This is a genomic window from Legionella stuttgartensis (assembly GCF_977063405.2).
The window spans coordinates 551,616-567,515 of record NZ_CDRUHA020000071.1 but is presented as its reverse complement, the minus strand read 5'-3'; the positions used below and the strand labels follow the sequence as shown (position 1 = coordinate 567,515).

Below are 15,900 nucleotides of genomic sequence, written 5' to 3'. Positions count from 1 at the left end.
TTTTTTCCTTTTGCTATAATTTTTATAAATCTTACAAATATAAGGATGTTATCTTGAAAAACGACAATGAAATTCCAGAGCCTTATGAGTATCCTGAGCAGCCTGAAGAATATCCTATAGAACCAGAGCCTTATGAGCCGGATGATCCTGGATATCCTGAGCCTGAACCATCACAACCATCTGAGCCAAATTGGGAGTAGTTGTTTTGCATTTGTTCACATATCAATATAAAGTGATGAATGCTTTATAGCTTGGCTAAGGTATAAGCGCCATAACCCAAGCTACAAAGCGATAGCGCTTCCAAGTTAAGCTCCCTTTATAAGCTGATCCAGAGCTTTTCCTATATCCTTGGCCCTCATTAAACTTTCTCCAATGAGAAAGGTATTTATTCCGTGAGATTGCATCAAATGTATATCTGAATGGGTATTAATACCACTTTCGGTGATGGTTATTTTATCTTGGGGAATATATTGTTTTAATTGGATACTCAGTTGAATGTCTGTCTTAAAAGTATGAAGACTGCGATTATTAATACCTATTAATGGAGTAGGTAAGCGTACAGCACGCTCCAACTCTTCTTGGCTATGACTTTCTACAAGTACGGACAGTTCCAATTCATGGGCTAATTGGCAGAAGTCCGTTAACTGAACATCATCAAGTAAAGCAACTATAAGTAAGATGCAGTCTGCACCTAATGCCTGACTTTCATAAATTTGATACGGATCAAGAATAAAGTCCTTTCGTAGTATAGGGAGGCTGCAATGATTTTTTGCTAGAGCTACATAATCAGGATGGCCCTGGAAAAAATCAATGTCTGTAAGCACCGAAAGGCAACGTGCTCCATGTTGTGCATAGATTGTTGCAATCTCTTCTACATTAAAATCCTCTCTGATCAATCCTTTGCTTGGAGATGCGCGTTTAATTTCTGCAATAATTGCTGGATTGTTCTTATCTTGCAGGGCAGCGATGAAATCACGGCGATCCATAATGGGTTGTTGTGTTAATAAACTTAAGGGCTTATTTTTCTTAGCAAGAGCGACTTCTTCTTGTTTACGTTGGGCAATACGTTGTAACACACTATTCATGATGCGATTCTTTATTTAAAGTTTGAGTTAATTGACTAAGTTGAGTAAAGCATTGGCTGGCTTTGCCGCTGTCTATAACGATTTTGGCGTGTTCTAAAGCATGAGTAAAAGAACTATTTTCCTGAGCGCAGTATATTGCGGCGGCAGAATTTAATAAAACCATGTCACGAGCAGCTCCTTTTTTTCCGGAAAACACCTCTTGAATCAATTCTAAACTTTGAGAGGGTGAATCAACAATCACTTCATCTAAGGACTGATGTTTGATTCCGTAGTCTTCTGGAGTAATTATCCAGTGATGAAATGTTCCTTCTCGATACTCAATGACATCTGTAGGGGCTGCAATACTGATTTCATCTAATCCATCTTGAGAGCTAACTACCAAGGCTCTTTCGCTTCCCAAGTGAGCAAGTACAGAAGCTAAAGGTTTTTGCCAGGCTTTTGAAAATACACCTACTACTTGTTTTTTTACTCGCGCCGGATTGATTAATGGACCAAGTAAGTTGAACAATGTTCTAATCCCCAGTTGTTGACGCGCTGCTCGTGCGTGTTGCATAGCTGGATGATAGTGAGGCGCAAATAAGAATGCCAAGCCACATTGTTCAATACATGTTTGGATGTGCTGATCGGACAAACTTAATATAAAACCGGCTTGTTCTAATAAATCAGCACTACCACTACGACTGGAAACAGAGCGATTACCATGTTTTGCTACTGGGAATCCTGCTGCGGCTACCACAAAGCTGCATGCCGTAGAGACGTTAAATGTATTTTTTCCATCTCCACCGGTTCCGACGATATCAATTAAGTTAGTGCCTAAATCGATAGGGTGGGCTAATTGTTGCATGACTTCAGCTGCGGCTATTAACTCTTCGGTAGTTTCACCTTTCATGCGCATGAGTGCTAAAAATGTTGCGATCTGTACATCATTATATTGACCTGACATACACGCATGAATCACTGATTGCATTTGCTCAGGATTCAAATTTTTTTTTGCGATTAAGTGCTCAAACAGAAGATTGGGTTTCATATTTCAAGAAATTCTCTAATAATTGCAGTCCATATTGGCTTAATATTGCTTCTGGATGGAATTGTAGACCAAAAACAGGATATTGACGATGTGAAATTGCCATTATTGTATCATTTGCCCAGGCATCAATGGTGAAGCAGTCTGGAAGACTTTGTTTTTCTACCGCCAAAGAATGATATCGCGTTGCTTTGAAATGGTTCGGAATGTTTTTAAAAATTCTTTGTTGATTATGTTCTATAATTGATGTTCTTCCATGCATTATTTCTGGGGCGGGTATTATTCGACCACCAAAAACTTGAGCAATACTTTGATGTCCAAGACAAATACCTAAAATAGGGACAGTACGATAAAAAGTACGTATTACTTCCATGGAAATGCCTGCTTCATCTGGCGCTTTTGGCCCTGGTGAGATGACCAAGTATTGAGGAGCAAGTTCTTTTATTTGGTCTACTCTGATTTGATCATGCGTATAAACTAATACTTCTTCATTGAGGCATTGGAAATATTGTACTAGATTGTAGGTGAATGAATCATAATTATCGATAATGAGCAGCATGTTAAATCAAAATATTGGTTAGTGATGTAACCCGAGTGCAACGCAGTATAACCTAATGGCACTAAGTTAAGAATATTTTCCTATATTTTCTAGCTGCCTACGTCCCCGAAGTGTTCGCGGGATCCAGCTATGAAACCTACATTTGTTGGTTTTCGCGAATAACTCGCAGAACGTAAGCTCTGGGAAAATATGCTTAATTGAGTACCACGGCAGTATAACCCTGAGTTTACTGAATATACATTCCCGGGTTCCACTACGTTCCATCCAGGCTACTTCTTTATAAAGTGAAATCTTCGCCTAAATAAACTGCCCTGACTTGTTGGTTAGCTAGTATTAAGTCAGGGGTTCCTTCGCACAATATTTTTCCTTGACTGACAATATAGGCACGCTCGCAAATATCTAGGGTTTCTCTTACGTTATGATCGGTGATTAAAACGCCAATACCTTTATTACATAAATGTTGAATGATTCGTTTAATATCAATGACCGAAATCGGGTCGACTCCAGCAAAAGGTTCATCAAGAAGAATGAAGGAAGGCTCTATTGCAAGAGCTCTCGCAATTTCCACACGTCGTCTTTCCCCTCCAGAAAGTGCCATACCGAGACTTTTATGCAGATGTGAAATATGAAATTCTTGAAGCAGAAGATCGAGCTTTTCTTCTCGTGCCTGTTCGTTTAAATCAGGTCTAAGCTCTAGAATAGCCATGATGTTTTCTGCCACAGTCAGTTTACGAAAGACTGATGCTTCTTGTGGGAGATAGCTAATTCCCAGACGGGCTCTTTGATGCATGGCACATAATGTTATATCTTGATCAGATAAGAGAATTTGGCCTTCATCGCAGGACTGCAAACCGACAATCATATAAAAACATGTTGTTTTACCAGCTCCATTAGGACCTAATAAACCGACGCACTCACCTTTTTTAATATGGATACTGATGCCGTTAACCACGGTTCGTGATTTAAATGACTTTTTAAGATTCCGTACTTCCAATATGCTCATGATGGTTTCTTTTCTGGGTGATAAATAATAATTATTCTTTTACTGTCATCACCTTGAGACAGAACATGTTGCTTCACAGTATCATAACTTATTTTTGCAGCAGAAAAAGAGTTTTTTCCTTGTTCTACTCGAGCATTCCCGATTAGCTCAATCAGATGGCGTATTGGATAATATCTAATAGTGTCAGCATAAGCATGTACGGGAGGTTTTTGAGGATCCGTTATTGTCCAATAGTGTGCTTGTTTTTCTTTAGTTCCATTGGCTATAGCAACCACTAGTTGGTTTTTTTCATTCCCTATAGTCACGGCTTTATCGGCTTGTAGATTTGTTGTTCCTTGTACTAATTCAACATTGCCAATATAGGTTCCTTTATGATCTTGTTGGCTTAAGTCAGCTGAGTCTGCCATGACATGCATTACTTTTTCTTTATCTTCTGTTAGGGCATATGAAGAAGATGCGAACAAGAAAAAGAGGAGCAAACTGTAGTTAACCATTCGCTGGAACATAACTTCCTCTTGCTTGGTGGAGTAACTCTACTCTTTTCTCATCGAGATAAGCATTCATTCCAGTCGATTGTACAATGTTACCTGGTTGCTCGTATGTTACCAGCAAATCAGAACTTGCTTTCTTTTCTTTAGGGAAATAGGTTACTTCTTCTGTTTTTAAAGTACTTTCCTCGGCTCCTTTTTTTTGACGCACGACAACGTTGCCCGTAAAAGTGATTTGCTTACCACCTTCAAATGATTTGGCTTTGAGTGAGCTGATATCCCAGGGAGGTTGTTCTTCTTGACTTACAATAATATGTGGATTTTGTAATAAATAGACATTACCGTTTTGAATATGCTGCATGAACGGCGAGGTGAGTATATTAGCAATCGTCCCTTGCGGATTAAACTGACGCACTTTAACGTTAACAATAGTAGTATCTACTGAATTTGCCAAGGTTTCACTGTCTAGGCGAATTTTAATTGTAGAATGACTGTAATACCACCCTGAACAGGCCAGAGTGATTAAAGTAAAAAAAAGCCATATGAGTTGTTTTGTTGCATTCATTATTTTAGATAACCTGCTATAGCTGAATCCATCTTATTCTGTGAATTTAGAATGAGGTCACATAACTCACGTACCGCCCCGCGGCCTCCTGATAGTGTGGTTTGCCACATGGCAATTTCTTTAATTTGATGTACTGCATTGGCAACTGCGACACTAAGACCAACTTGCTGCATAATTGGGGCATCAGGAATATCATCACCAATATAAGCAAAATATTCATCTTGGAGATTTAATTTGCTTTTTAGTTGCTTGTATGTCTCTTGTTTATCCAATTGATCTTTATAGTAATGAACAATTCCTAATTGTTGCATTCTATGATCAACTACTGCATTGCGCGAACCAGTAATAACGGCGACCTCAATTCCTGCCGTCATCAGTAATTTTAAACCCACTCCGTCATGAATATGGAATGTTTTCTGTTCATTAAAGTGGTTATCAATATATAAGAGACCATCGGTAAGAACACCATCTAAGTCACAGATGAGGCATTTAATCTTCTTGGCTCGCTCAATTAATTTATTCATTTAAAAAACACCCGCTTTTAATAAATCATGAAGATGAAGAACAGCAGTAGGCCGTTTTTCTTCATCAATAACAATTAATGAAGTAATGCTGTGTTTTTGCATAATCGTCAAAGCCTCAGCAGCAAGTATTCCCATGGGAATTGTACGGGGATTACGCGTCATAACTTCTTTTATTGGCGTCGTATTAATGTCATATTGACGTGTTAGAGTGCGTCGAATGTCACCATCGGTGTATACCCCAACAAGGTACCCTTTGTTATCAATGACGCAAGTCATCCCCAATTTTTTATCGGTTACTTCAAGTAACGCTTCTGTTACAGTTGCATTTTCATGAATAAGGGGTAGCTGCACACCTTGATGGCAGAGCTCGTCAATACGCAACAGAAGTCGTTTGCCTAAAGAGCCCCCAGGATGTGACAATGCAAAATCTTCCTCACTAAAACCTCTAGCTTGCAACAGTGCAATTGCTAGTGCATCACCCATAACTAATGCTACAGTGGTACTGGTTGTTGGCGCGAGACCAAGAGGGCAGGCTTCTTGCTTGATACTGACATCTAAGTTAACATCGGCTGCTTTTGCTAAAGTCGACTCGGAATTTCCAGTTAGGGTAATTAAAGGGACTTCCAGTCTTTTTAACAGAGGAAGTAATGTAACTAATTCCAATGTATTGCCCGAGTGAGAAATGGCAATTACGGTATCTTGGCGGGTAATCATTCCCAGATCACCGTGACTTGCTTCACCTGGGTGCATAAAAAATGACGGGCTTCCTGTACTTGATAAAGTCGCCGCAATTTTATTCGCTATATGACCGGACTTTCCCATACCTGTTACTACGATCCTCCCGTTACAGGAGAGCAAGAGTTCACAGGCTTTTTCAAACCGATTATCGATTCGCTGGGTTAACTCAAAGACAGCTTGTGCTTCAGTTTCAATGACAGCAAGTCCAAGTTTACAAAAATTCATAGGCTATTGGATGTTTTTTTGTTTATTTTTCATTCTAACAAAAAAACATTTGAATATATAGAATTAAATACCCCAATTTTTTTTACGATCCAGTGTGGGGCTCAGGATAATTCAAAATACTATTTACCTTCAGGAGGCTTTTTAAAGATTCCCAGCGTACCTTGTCTATTACCCATCTTTTAAAAGCTTCCTGAGCAAAAAAATCAAGTCGCCTAAAACCTAGCATTTTAGAGAGTATCTTAGGTATACTTCTACTTTTGGCTATAATCGGAAAGAGAGCATGCCTGAAAATTGGGTTGAAATAAAAAATTTAATCTTTACTCGAGAGAGCCATTGCATTTTCAATGGTATTGATATGATGGTTCAGCGTGGCAAGATTACCGCCATTATGGGGCCTAGTGGTTCTGGAAAAACAACTTTATTGCAGTTAATTGGTGCTCAGCTAAGACCTGACAGTGGCTTTATTCAAGTCAATGGTCAAAACATGCATCACTTATCTCGCAAGGCTTTGTATGAGGCGAGACGCAATATGGGCTTGCTTTTTCAAAGCTCTGCTTTATTCACCCATCTTTCAGTGTTTGATAACGTGGCGTTCCCTTTGCGGGAACATACTCAACTCAATGAATCCATGTTGCGTGATATCGTATTAATGAAACTCGAAGCGGTAGGATTGCGAGGTGCTGCTCACTTGATGCCTGCTCAGTTGTCAGGTGGGATGGCCAGACGAGTTGCTTTAGCGCGCACTATAGCATTAGATCCTGAACTCATGATGTATGATGAACCATTTACAGGCCAAGATCCCATTTCTTTGGGAGTTCTTGTTCGGTTGATCAAAAGGTTAAATGAATTGTTGCATACCACAACAATAATTGTCTCACATGACGTTGAAGAAACTTGCTCTATAGCAGATTATGTTTACCTAATTTCTGGTGGAAAAATTATCGGCCAAGGAACCCCGAATGAACTGATTCAATCATCTGAACCTCAGATTAGACAATTTATGCATGGGGAAGCTGATGGGGTTGTTCCTTTTCATTATCCTGCCAGAGCGTATATAGAGGAGCTATTAGATGCTTGAGTTCATCACACGTATGGGTAATCGTAGTTCTCGGGTTTTGCAAAATTTGGGAAATTCAGGCTTATTTTTGTTTTTTATGTTGTTCAGACGGCCTGGAATTTCAAAACTTTGGCCATTGTTACGCTATCAAATCCATTTTGTGGGTGTTTTATCGTGTTTGATCATCGTTGTTTCTGCTTTATTTATTGGAATGGTAGTGGGGCTTCAGGGATATAATACTTTGCAAAAATTTGGTGCCTCAAGTCAATTAGGTCAATTATTAGCTTTAAGTATTTCAAGAGAACTAGGGCCTGTAATCAGTGCCTTGTTGTTCGCTGGACGTGCGGGATCAGCTCTAACTGCTGAAATTGGTTTGATGAAAGCCACGGAACAATTATCCAGTATGGACATGATGGGAGTTGATCCTTTAGGAAGAGTTATTTATCCTCGGTTTATAGCGGGCTTTATTACCTTACCTCTTTTGGCATTAATTTTTTCTGCTGTAGCCATTTTTGGTGGTTATTTTATTGGTGTTCATTGGCTAGGCGTGGATGCAGGAAGTTTCTGGTCTAATATGCAGGCAGCAGTGGATTTCCGAATCGACGTACTCAGTGGTATCATTAAAAGTTTAGTTTTTGCTTTTGTTGTAACCTGGATTTCTGTATTCCAGGGTTTTGAATGTGTGCCTACTGCAGAAGGTATTAGTCAGGCGACGACTAAAACGGTAGTTTATTCATCGCTTGCTGTATTAGGGCTTGATTTTTTGTTGACCGCAATGATGATTGGAGATTGGTAAATGAGTAAGCAACGTTACGTAGATTTTAGTGTCGGCCTATTTATGTTGCTTGGTATATTGGCTTTGCTGGTCATGACAATGAAAGTAAGTAACTTTTCTAGTTTTGGATCTCATGACAGTTATGATGTAACTGCTGATTTTACCGATATTGGTGGCTTGAAAGTGCGGGCACCTGTTACTGTAGCTGGAGTTAAGATTGGAGAGGTAACCCATATCGAGTTACAACCAGGAGAGCTTAATGCAAAGGTCACTATGCGCTTGCGAAGTGATAAAAAAATACCTTATGACGATGCTTCAGCACGCATTTTGACTGAGGGATTGCTTGGCTCTAATTATATTAGTATTGTTCCAGGCTTTGAGGACGACGATAATAAAGAGCATCCTTATTTGCAAAATGGAGATGTAATTGGAAAGACTCAAGAGGCTATTATTCTTGAAAATTTAATTGGTCAACTATTGTTTAACATTAAAAAATAAGGTCAGAACATGAGAATAATAAAAACAATTTTATTAGTTGTCAGTGTGATTTTATCTCCGATAATAAATGCATCACAAAACTCTCCTATACCCATGTTAGAGCAAACTGCTAACAACATCATTGATACTCTAAAGGAAAATAAGGACAACTTAAAAAGTAATCCCAGTATTATTTATCACGCTGTAGAAACCAATTTGCTTCCTATTGTAGATGTCGCAGGTATGTCACGTTCTGTTTTGGGAAGACAAGCTTGGAGTAAAGCAACAAATGCGCAAAGAGCTCAATTTTCTAAAGCGTTTACACGTTTAGTGATTCGCACTTATTCCAGTCCTTTGGCACAATACACTAATGAAAGCATACAATTTTTACCGTTAAGAGGTTCTTTGAACGCTCGATTTTTGCGTGTTAACAGCATTATTATTCGTGCGCAAGGCCAAAATATTCCATTGTCTTATAGCCTTGTTGCTAAAAATGGTCAGTGGAAAATTTATGATCTTAGCGTTGAAGGGGTAAGCCTGTTGCAAAGTTTCCGTTCTCAGTTCGCTGCTGCATTGCAAAACTCCAGCATTGATGAAGTCATTAAGTTAATGGAAAAAAAGCAAGTTAAAAGGACTTCTTAATTGTGAATAATGTTTATTTTAAACCTGATGTCGATCTAACATTTAAGTCAGTTGTTGCGGTACGAGCAAAGCTCTATCAGGCTTTGATGGAAGATAAAAGTGACCGATTTAGTTTGGATTTAAGTGATGTAACGCATTGTGACAGTGCAGGTTTAGCATTGCTTATCGAAGCTAGAAAATTATGTAAAAAAAATAATAAGTTTTTTGAAATCATAGGCATGCCAACCGAAACTCAATCTTTAGTAGAATTTTGTGGTGTAAAGGGCATTTTGGAGGCTGTGTAATTTTTGATTATTCTAAGCGGAATGCCTATTTTTATAAGAGAACGGTTACTTTTTTAGGATTATAAATTGTAGCCTGGGTGACGGTGTGAACCAGAGCCCGGGTTTTTCTTTTTTTATTTAGAAAACGAAATCTCGGATGATGTGTTTGTTTTATCTCAGATAGAATTGTTGCCAAAAGGTTGTATTTATTTCAATTTGTGAGCTAATTTTAATGATAAGTAATGAAGAAATCGAACAAAAATTTAAAGCCATTGATGATGTTTATTACATCAAAGTGGAGGGGGATGGTTATCAATACCAGATAACCGTAGTTAGTGATGTTTTTTTAAATAAATCTAAAGTTGCCAGACAACAATGGGTTTATACACAATTGAAAGAATTGATTACCACTGGCAAGCTTCATGCAATTAGTATGAAAACGTGGACAAAAGAAGAATGGGGGAAGCAACATGGATAAATTATTGATAAATGGTGGCAAAGCACTAAATGGTGAAGTAGTTATTTCGGGAGCAAAAAATGCTGCTTTACCGATTATGGCCGCGAGCTTACTTGCAAGAGATCATGTCACTATTTCCAATGTTCCTCATCTCAAAGACATAACTACTATGATGGAATTACTTGGTCAATTAGGCGCTCAATTAATTGTTGATGAAAAAATGAATGTCCAAGTTGATGCCAATCAAGTAAATGAGTTTGTTGCTCCTTATGATTTGGTTAAAACCATGCGGGCTTCGATTTTAGTATTGGGGCCGTTACTTGCTCGATTTGGTAAAGCGGATGTGTCTTTGCCCGGAGGTTGTGCTATTGGGACAAGACCAGTTGATTTGCATTTAAAAGCGTTGAAAACTATGGGCGCCGATATTACCGTAAAAAACGGTTATATCAATGCTCGTTGCCGACGAGGTCGTTTGCAAGGTAAACGTTTAATGTTTGATACAGTCACTGTAACGGGTACAGAAAACATACTTATGGCCGCAACCTTGGCTGAAGGAACAACAATTATCAAAAATGCGGCTCGTGAGCCCGAAGTGGTTGATTTGGCTAATTTTCTAATTCAGATGGGTGCAAAAATTTCTGGTGCTGGAACCTCAATCATCGAAGTTGAAGGTGTGGAATCTCTTTCTGGCGGTACTTATTCCGTCATGTCTGACCGGATTGAAGCAGGAACTTATCTAGCTGCAGGAGCTCTAACTCGGGGACATGTTACTGTAAAACGCGTTCGTCCTGATACCTTATTATCGCAATTATGTAAGTTTGAGGAAGCTGGTGCAGAGTTAACCATAGGTGAGGATTGGGTAAGTCTTAATATGCACAACCAACGTCCTAAAGCAGTAAATATTGCTACCGCACCGTATCCTGCTTTTGCAACAGACATGCAAGCTCAATTTATGGCAATGAACTCAGTTGCGGATGGTTCTTCAACTATAGTTGAAACAATATTTGAAAATCGCTTTATGCATGTACAAGAATTACAACGTATGGGGGCTCAGATTCAACTTAATGGAAATACTGCAATAATTAATGGAGTTGAGCGATTAACTGGTGCACCCGTAATGGCAACTGATTTACGTGCTTCTGCCAGTTTGATTTTAGCTGGGCTAGTTGCAGACGGTGAAACCTCAGTTGAGCGTATCTATCACGTGGACAGAGGTTACGAGCGTATAGAAGAAAAATTATCTTTATTAGGTGCTGACATCAAGCGAGTCTCTGACCGGTGATTACTAAAGAAGAACTATCCTTATACCTTAATCAATTATTGAGCTGCGAACGATACAATGATTACGCACCCAATGGAATGCAGGTTGAAGGTAAAGAGCAAATTAGCCGAATTTGCACCGCAGTAACTGCTTCTGAGGATGCGATTTCCCAGGCAATTACATGGGGTGCAGACGCTTTGTTGGTTCATCATGGTTACTTTTGGCGTGGTGAAGCACCAATGGTTATAGGAATGAAGCGTCAAAGAATTTATAAATTATTGTGCAATGAATTAAATTTATTTGCGTATCATCTCCCTTTGGATTGCCATACTGATCTAGGAAATAATGCTTGTTTAGCCAAATTATTTGAAGTGGACATTGTTCATATGCACAAGGCAGGAGGTACTGATAACCTACTGTGGTCAGGAAAGTTAGCTCAAACAATGAAGCCAGAAGGGTTTACTGAATATTTAACAAAAAAATTGCGACGTGCTCCACTGTTCATTGCAGGTAGTGAAAAACCGATCACCAATATTGCTTGGTGTAGCGGAGGAGCGCAAGACTTTATCGAGGATGCATTCCGTTTAGGAGTGGATGCTTATCTCAGTGGGGAAATATCGGAACGAACTTATTATCAAGCAAAAGAATTAGGTATTCATTATTATTCTTGCGGCCATCATGCTACAGAACGTTATGGAATTCAGGCTTTAGGTAATCATCTTGCTTCTCAGTTTGAGTTAGAACATTTATTTATTGATAGTGATAATCCTATTTAGCGCCCGTTGACGCAACATATCATTTTGTGCTTTGCTCTAGTCTACGATCATGTTGTGCCAATAAATTTAAATTCCCACATCCTGAAATATCTAATAAGACTGCCGGTACCTTTGCTACTGTATCGATAAGTAAAGTCATAAATCACCCTAATGAACGGGTGATTATGCAACGAATTCAATATTACTTTCTAAAAAGTTAATTACCAATTAATGATCAAAAATAAGCACTATTTGAAAATGAATGGAATTAGATGTGCTACATTTAATAAATCAATAGTGATTTACCTTATGTTGGCTCTTGTACCAGTAGACGTCATAGGCTAACATGATTTGATAGTCGCTAAAGGATTGTTTTAATGAGCAATTTTCGTTACTTTATGTTTTTAGTTTTTTTATTTTGTTCCTTTTCGGTTCATTCAAATACAAGTGAAAAGCACAATAAAGCTTTTCGAAATTTTTGGCATCCTACTTATCTAGGAGAGCGGTTGGATTATTGTACTGTGGATGGAAAGGAATGCGGCAAAATGGTGGCAGATCGTTATTGCCAAATGTTAGGTTACGATTATTCCAGCGATAATGAAATTGCCTATAATATAGGATTAACACATTACTTATCAGCGAGTGCAACATGTAAAGGTTGGCGATGTAATGGTTTTATGACCATTGTTTGTGCTACTGGCTTATCTCATACCCCTCCAAAACCTTATCATTACCGGGAAAAGAGTTTTGCTGTCCCACGTTTTAATGATTATCGCGTAGATTGGTGTTATGACCAGAAACAAGGTTGTGGTTCCCGTGCGGCTAATTCGTTTTGCAGTCGTATGGGTTTTATACAAGCCAAGCATTTTGTGAAAGAAACTCAGGTCAGTGCCACAAAAACAATTGGCAGTCAGGAATTGTGTTTTGGAAACCAGTGCAATGCTTTTAAATTGATCGTCTGTTATCGATAGTGAATTGATGAACTCTTTCTCTTTTTAGGAGAAAGAAAGATGGGTGTGGTTATATAAAACTTAAGGATAAGTTTATGAGTATTAATGACAAAGTTTTTATCATTGATAATAATGAAAGTCGGGGCAATACGTTGCGTACTATACTTGATTTTATCGGTGAATCTACTGAAGTCAATAAGTACAGCGAGTGGCAAATTGCTGATATTGAGCCTGAGGTTATTCTTCTGGGTGCAAGTGAAGTAATCCAGGAGACAATTAATGAGCTTGATTCTTTGGTGAACAAATTTCCCAAAGTTCCAGTGATTCTTGTGGGGCAAAAATTAAATAATACTCAGTGCCTCTTACGCAATGTTGTTGCTTGTCAACCATTCCCATTTACTTATGCGCAAATAATGGAGTCTTTGCATCAATGCCAAATTGCTAAGGAAGCAGTCAAATCAATTATGATCAGCAATCATAAAAATCCTTTATTACGCAGCCTTGTGGGTAACAGCGTCAGCATTCGCAATGTTCGCAGATTAATAGAGCAAGTATCTGATACTGAAGCAAGTGTTCTAATTCTTGGAGAATCTGGAACAGGTAAAGAGGTGGTAGCACGTAATATCCATACTCTGTCCTCACGAGCCACTAAGCCGTTTATTCCTATTAACTGCGGTGCCATACCCGGAGAGTTACTTGAGAGTGAATTATTTGGTCATGAGAAAGGCGCATTTACGGGCGCGATTACGTCTCGTCAAGGTCGATTTGAATTAGCAAATGGTGGTACTTTATTTCTTGATGAAATAGGTGATATGCCTTTACCCATGCAAGTAAAGCTACTGCGAGTATTACAAGAGCGTTGTTTTGAGCGAGTGGGGTCTAATAAAAGTATTGATGTAAATGTACGGATTATTGCTGCTACGCATAGAAATTTGGAAGAGGCAATTAAAGAAGGAAAGTTTAGAGAGGATTTATTTTATAGGCTTAACGTATTCCCCATAGAAATGCCTCCTTTAAGAGAACGAGCAGAGGACATTCCTTTATTATTTAATGAGTTGATCGCTCGCATCGAGAGTGAAAACAGACCTAGCGTACGTCTAATGCCGGATGCTATGGCTTCGTTAAGTCAATATAGTTGGCCAGGTAATATCAGAGAGCTAGCTAACTTAGTAGAGCGTTTAACTATTTTATATCCCAAAGGAATTTTGAGTGAAGAGGATTTACCTCAAAAGATAAGAGGAGAATATAAACCTCAGCCTACGGAATCTGATACGTCGAGTTCTGAGCGTGAGGCTTTATTCGAAGTCATGAGTCAGGAGCAAATTTCTGGATCGGAGGGTATCGACTTAAAAGAACATCTAGTGAAAACTGAACTTGCCCTCATCAGCCAAGCATTAAATGAATCAGATTGGGTAGTGGCTCATGCTGCAAGCTATTTGAATATGCGACGGACCACTTTGGTAGAAAAAATGCGCAAATATGGGCTCACACGTCCAGAACGCGTTTGAAACGTGATGGAGCGCGCTATTGGAAGGGGCCTTCAAAATAGATAACATAGCGCGATGTAGATCCCGGGTTCGCTGTACCTCACCCGGGCTACATGATTCGATAGACTACTTATTTTTTTGTGTCGTCAATTTTTGATTCTTCAGGAGGCACAATAGGTTCAACCGTTTCAATTGGTGGAACAGGTTCAACAGGCTTCACAGGAGGAGGTTCCACGGGTGGAATAGGATCTGCTGATTGGGTAGGTTCAGTAGTTACATTTTCCGCAACGGGTGTTTTAACCTTGGCTTCCTTAACCGGTTCTACATTCGAGGGTTCTGCCTTCTCTGATTCCTCTGCTTGTTTTGCTCTATTTTCTTTGTATGATTCAACAATTTCACCAACACTTTTTTTAATATCGGTAAATAACTTACTTGTCATTGAGGCTAATTCTTTGAGATCAGGTAGTTTTGATTTAAAGTCACTCATAACGCACTCCCTTATATAATCTAAATTAATTATATACCATTATCTCAAATCCAGCAGTTCATTCAGTATTTTGAATATTGAGACCCCTTGCGGCCACCATACTGCTGGATAATCATCTTTTTTTATCCCCAGGGATGCATCAAACGAGCTGCTGGCTTTAGTAATTTATTGGCTAAAGAGGTTTTGGGGGGGACGCTTAGTTTAAATGTCTTATAGTTCGCAATTTTTTCCACTAAGTAGTCATCACTAGTGCAGAGTTTATCCACGAGTTTCAGATCAAACGCGTCTTTGGCTAACCAATGCTCGCCTGTAGAAACTTGATCAATATCCAATTGCTCTCGATTTGCAGCGACGTAATTTCTAAATGCCGCATGAATTTTTTCGAGATCATCCTGAGCTTTTTTCTTTCCTTTTTCAGTATTTTCGCCGAAGAGTGTTAAAGTACGTTTATATTCTCCAGCAGTTAACAATTCTACATCAATATCATGTTTTTTAAGCCATCTATGGAAATTAGGGATCTGGGCTACTACGCCTATAGAGCCAATAATCGCAAAAGGTGCTGCAATGATTTGATTAGCAACACAGGACATTAAATACCCGCCACTGGCAGCCATTTTATCTATACTCACCGTCAAAGGGATATTTTTATCACGAATACGTTGGAGCTGGGAGGCTGCCAAACCATAGCTGTTAACTACACCACCAGGACTATCTAGACGAACTAAAACTTCATCTCCAGATTTTGCAATGGAAAGAATTGCCGTTATTTCTTCTCTGAGTTGTTCTACCTGGGATGCTCTCATGTCTCCATGAAAATCAAGAACAAACAGAGTGGGCTGTTCTTCTTTATTTTTTTTCTTTTTGATTGGTTTTTTGCCAAGCACTTCTTTGTTCATTATGGATATGATATGCTCATACTGCTTATTTAAGGACGTTATTTCCAATTTAGGTTTTGGTTTGCGGCTCATGGAAAAAAAACCTGCAAATATTATGAGAAAGGCAATCACTACAGTCACTGATTTTAAAAGAAACATACCGTATTGAGCTAAAAATTCCATCATGAACCTTTAAAAAATAA

Annotated in this window: 21 protein-coding genes; 11 read left to right on the top strand and 10 right to left on the bottom strand. The window is 38.8% G+C overall.

Going from position 1 to position 15,900, the window contains the following annotated elements; genetic code table 11:
• Positions 1–53: 53 nt before the first annotated feature.
• Positions 54–200, top strand: a complete 147-nt coding sequence (locus tag ACWTEW_RS27125; protein ID WP_454781196.1) for a hypothetical protein — start codon at positions 54–56, stop codon at positions 198–200.
• Between the two features lie 105 nt (positions 201–305).
• On the opposite strand, the gene trpC is transcribed toward ACWTEW_RS27125, so the two are convergent.
• The 8 genes from trpC to ACWTEW_RS27085 form a co-directional block, all read right to left on the bottom strand.
• Entirely contained in the window at positions 306–1,085 is a 780-nt protein-coding gene (gene trpC / locus ACWTEW_RS27120) for an indole-3-glycerol phosphate synthase TrpC (protein ID WP_454781195.1), read from the bottom strand.
• The gene (gene trpD, locus ACWTEW_RS27115) at positions 1,078–2,112 is read right to left on the bottom strand and encodes an anthranilate phosphoribosyltransferase (RefSeq protein ID WP_454781194.1); all 1,035 of its coding nucleotides are present in this window, start codon (positions 2,110–2,112) and stop codon (positions 1,078–1,080) included. Before trpD ends, trpC begins: the two co-directional genes overlap by 8 nt.
• Complete coding sequence (locus tag ACWTEW_RS27110) at positions 2,090–2,668, bottom strand: anthranilate synthase component II (RefSeq protein ID WP_454781193.1); 579 nt, start codon at positions 2,666–2,668, stop codon at positions 2,090–2,092. Before ACWTEW_RS27110 ends, trpD begins: the two co-directional genes overlap by 23 nt.
• 277 nt (positions 2,669–2,945) lie before the next feature.
• Complete coding sequence (gene lptB, locus ACWTEW_RS27105; RefSeq protein ID WP_454781192.1) at positions 2,946–3,671, bottom strand: LPS export ABC transporter ATP-binding protein; 726 nt, start codon at positions 3,669–3,671, stop codon at positions 2,946–2,948.
• Positions 3,668–4,177 carry a lipopolysaccharide transport periplasmic protein LptA gene (lptA, locus tag ACWTEW_RS27100; protein WP_454781191.1) on the bottom strand — a complete coding sequence of 170 codons (510 nt, stop codon included), beginning with the start codon at positions 4,175–4,177 and terminating at the stop codon, positions 3,668–3,670. The genes lptB and lptA overlap by 4 nt, the downstream gene beginning before the upstream one ends.
• Positions 4,158–4,724, bottom strand: a complete 567-nt coding sequence (lptC, locus tag ACWTEW_RS27095) for an LPS export ABC transporter periplasmic protein LptC (RefSeq protein ID WP_454781190.1) — start codon at positions 4,722–4,724, stop codon at positions 4,158–4,160. The genes lptA and lptC overlap by 20 nt, the downstream gene beginning before the upstream one ends.
• Positions 4,724–5,248: a KdsC family phosphatase gene (locus ACWTEW_RS27090; protein WP_454781189.1), complete on the bottom strand. Its 525-nt coding sequence runs from the start codon at positions 5,246–5,248 to the stop codon at positions 4,724–4,726. Before ACWTEW_RS27090 ends, lptC begins: the two co-directional genes overlap by 1 nt.
• Positions 5,249–6,211 (bottom strand): KpsF/GutQ family sugar-phosphate isomerase, encoded by a 963-nt coding sequence (locus ACWTEW_RS27085; RefSeq protein WP_454781188.1) that lies wholly within the window; start codon positions 6,209–6,211, stop codon positions 5,249–5,251.
• A gap of 280 nt (positions 6,212–6,491) precedes the next feature.
• Here ACWTEW_RS27085 and ACWTEW_RS27080 point away from each other — a divergent pair, with 280 nt between their 5' ends.
• The 10 genes from ACWTEW_RS27080 (at position 6,492) to ACWTEW_RS27035 (ending at position 14,356) form a co-directional block, all read left to right on the top strand.
• Positions 6,492–7,289 carry an ATP-binding cassette domain-containing protein gene (locus ACWTEW_RS27080; RefSeq protein WP_454781187.1) on the top strand — a complete coding sequence of 266 codons (798 nt, stop codon included), beginning with the start codon at positions 6,492–6,494 and terminating at the stop codon, positions 7,287–7,289.
• Positions 7,282–8,064 (top strand): lipid asymmetry maintenance ABC transporter permease subunit MlaE, encoded by a 783-nt coding sequence (gene mlaE / locus ACWTEW_RS27075; RefSeq protein WP_110143469.1) that lies wholly within the window; start codon positions 7,282–7,284, stop codon positions 8,062–8,064. Before ACWTEW_RS27080 ends, mlaE begins: the two co-directional genes overlap by 8 nt.
• Positions 8,065–8,541 carry an outer membrane lipid asymmetry maintenance protein MlaD gene (gene mlaD / locus ACWTEW_RS27070; RefSeq protein ID WP_454781186.1) on the top strand — a complete coding sequence of 159 codons (477 nt, stop codon included), beginning with the start codon at positions 8,065–8,067 and terminating at the stop codon, positions 8,539–8,541.
• Between the two features lie 9 nt (positions 8,542–8,550).
• A complete protein-coding gene (locus tag ACWTEW_RS27065) occupies positions 8,551–9,162 on the top strand; it encodes an MlaC/ttg2D family ABC transporter substrate-binding protein (RefSeq protein WP_454781185.1) in 612 nt (203 codons plus the stop codon).
• A 2-nt stretch (positions 9,163–9,164) separates the two neighbouring features.
• A complete protein-coding gene (locus ACWTEW_RS27060; protein ID WP_454781184.1) occupies positions 9,165–9,446 on the top strand; it encodes an STAS domain-containing protein in 282 nt (93 codons plus the stop codon).
• A gap of 211 nt (positions 9,447–9,657) precedes the next feature.
• Positions 9,658–9,903 carry a BolA family protein gene (locus ACWTEW_RS27055; protein WP_454781183.1) on the top strand — a complete coding sequence of 82 codons (246 nt, stop codon included), beginning with the start codon at positions 9,658–9,660 and terminating at the stop codon, positions 9,901–9,903.
• A complete protein-coding gene (gene murA, locus ACWTEW_RS27050; protein WP_454781182.1) occupies positions 9,896–11,164 on the top strand; it encodes a UDP-N-acetylglucosamine 1-carboxyvinyltransferase in 1,269 nt (422 codons plus the stop codon). The genes ACWTEW_RS27055 and murA overlap by 8 nt, the downstream gene beginning before the upstream one ends.
• Entirely contained in the window at positions 11,161–11,919 is a 759-nt protein-coding gene (locus ACWTEW_RS27045) for a Nif3-like dinuclear metal center hexameric protein (RefSeq protein WP_454781181.1), read from the top strand. Before murA ends, ACWTEW_RS27045 begins: the two co-directional genes overlap by 4 nt.
• Positions 11,920–12,275: 356 nt before the next feature.
• Positions 12,276–12,869: a hypothetical protein gene (locus tag ACWTEW_RS27040; RefSeq protein WP_454781180.1), complete on the top strand. Its 594-nt coding sequence runs from the start codon at positions 12,276–12,278 to the stop codon at positions 12,867–12,869.
• Between the two features lie 74 nt (positions 12,870–12,943).
• Complete coding sequence (locus ACWTEW_RS27035; RefSeq protein WP_454781179.1) at positions 12,944–14,356, top strand: sigma-54 dependent transcriptional regulator; 1,413 nt, start codon at positions 12,944–12,946, stop codon at positions 14,354–14,356.
• Between the two features lie 109 nt (positions 14,357–14,465).
• On the opposite strand, the gene ACWTEW_RS27030 is transcribed toward ACWTEW_RS27035, so the two are convergent.
• Positions 14,466–14,822, bottom strand: a complete 357-nt coding sequence (locus ACWTEW_RS27030) for a hypothetical protein (protein WP_454781178.1) — start codon at positions 14,820–14,822, stop codon at positions 14,466–14,468.
• A 122-nt stretch (positions 14,823–14,944) separates the two neighbouring features.
• Positions 14,945–15,880, bottom strand: coding sequence for a protease SohB (sohB, locus tag ACWTEW_RS27025; protein ID WP_454781282.1), 936 nt, complete (start codon positions 15,878–15,880; stop codon positions 14,945–14,947).
• Between the last annotated feature and the right edge of the window lie 20 nt (positions 15,881–15,900).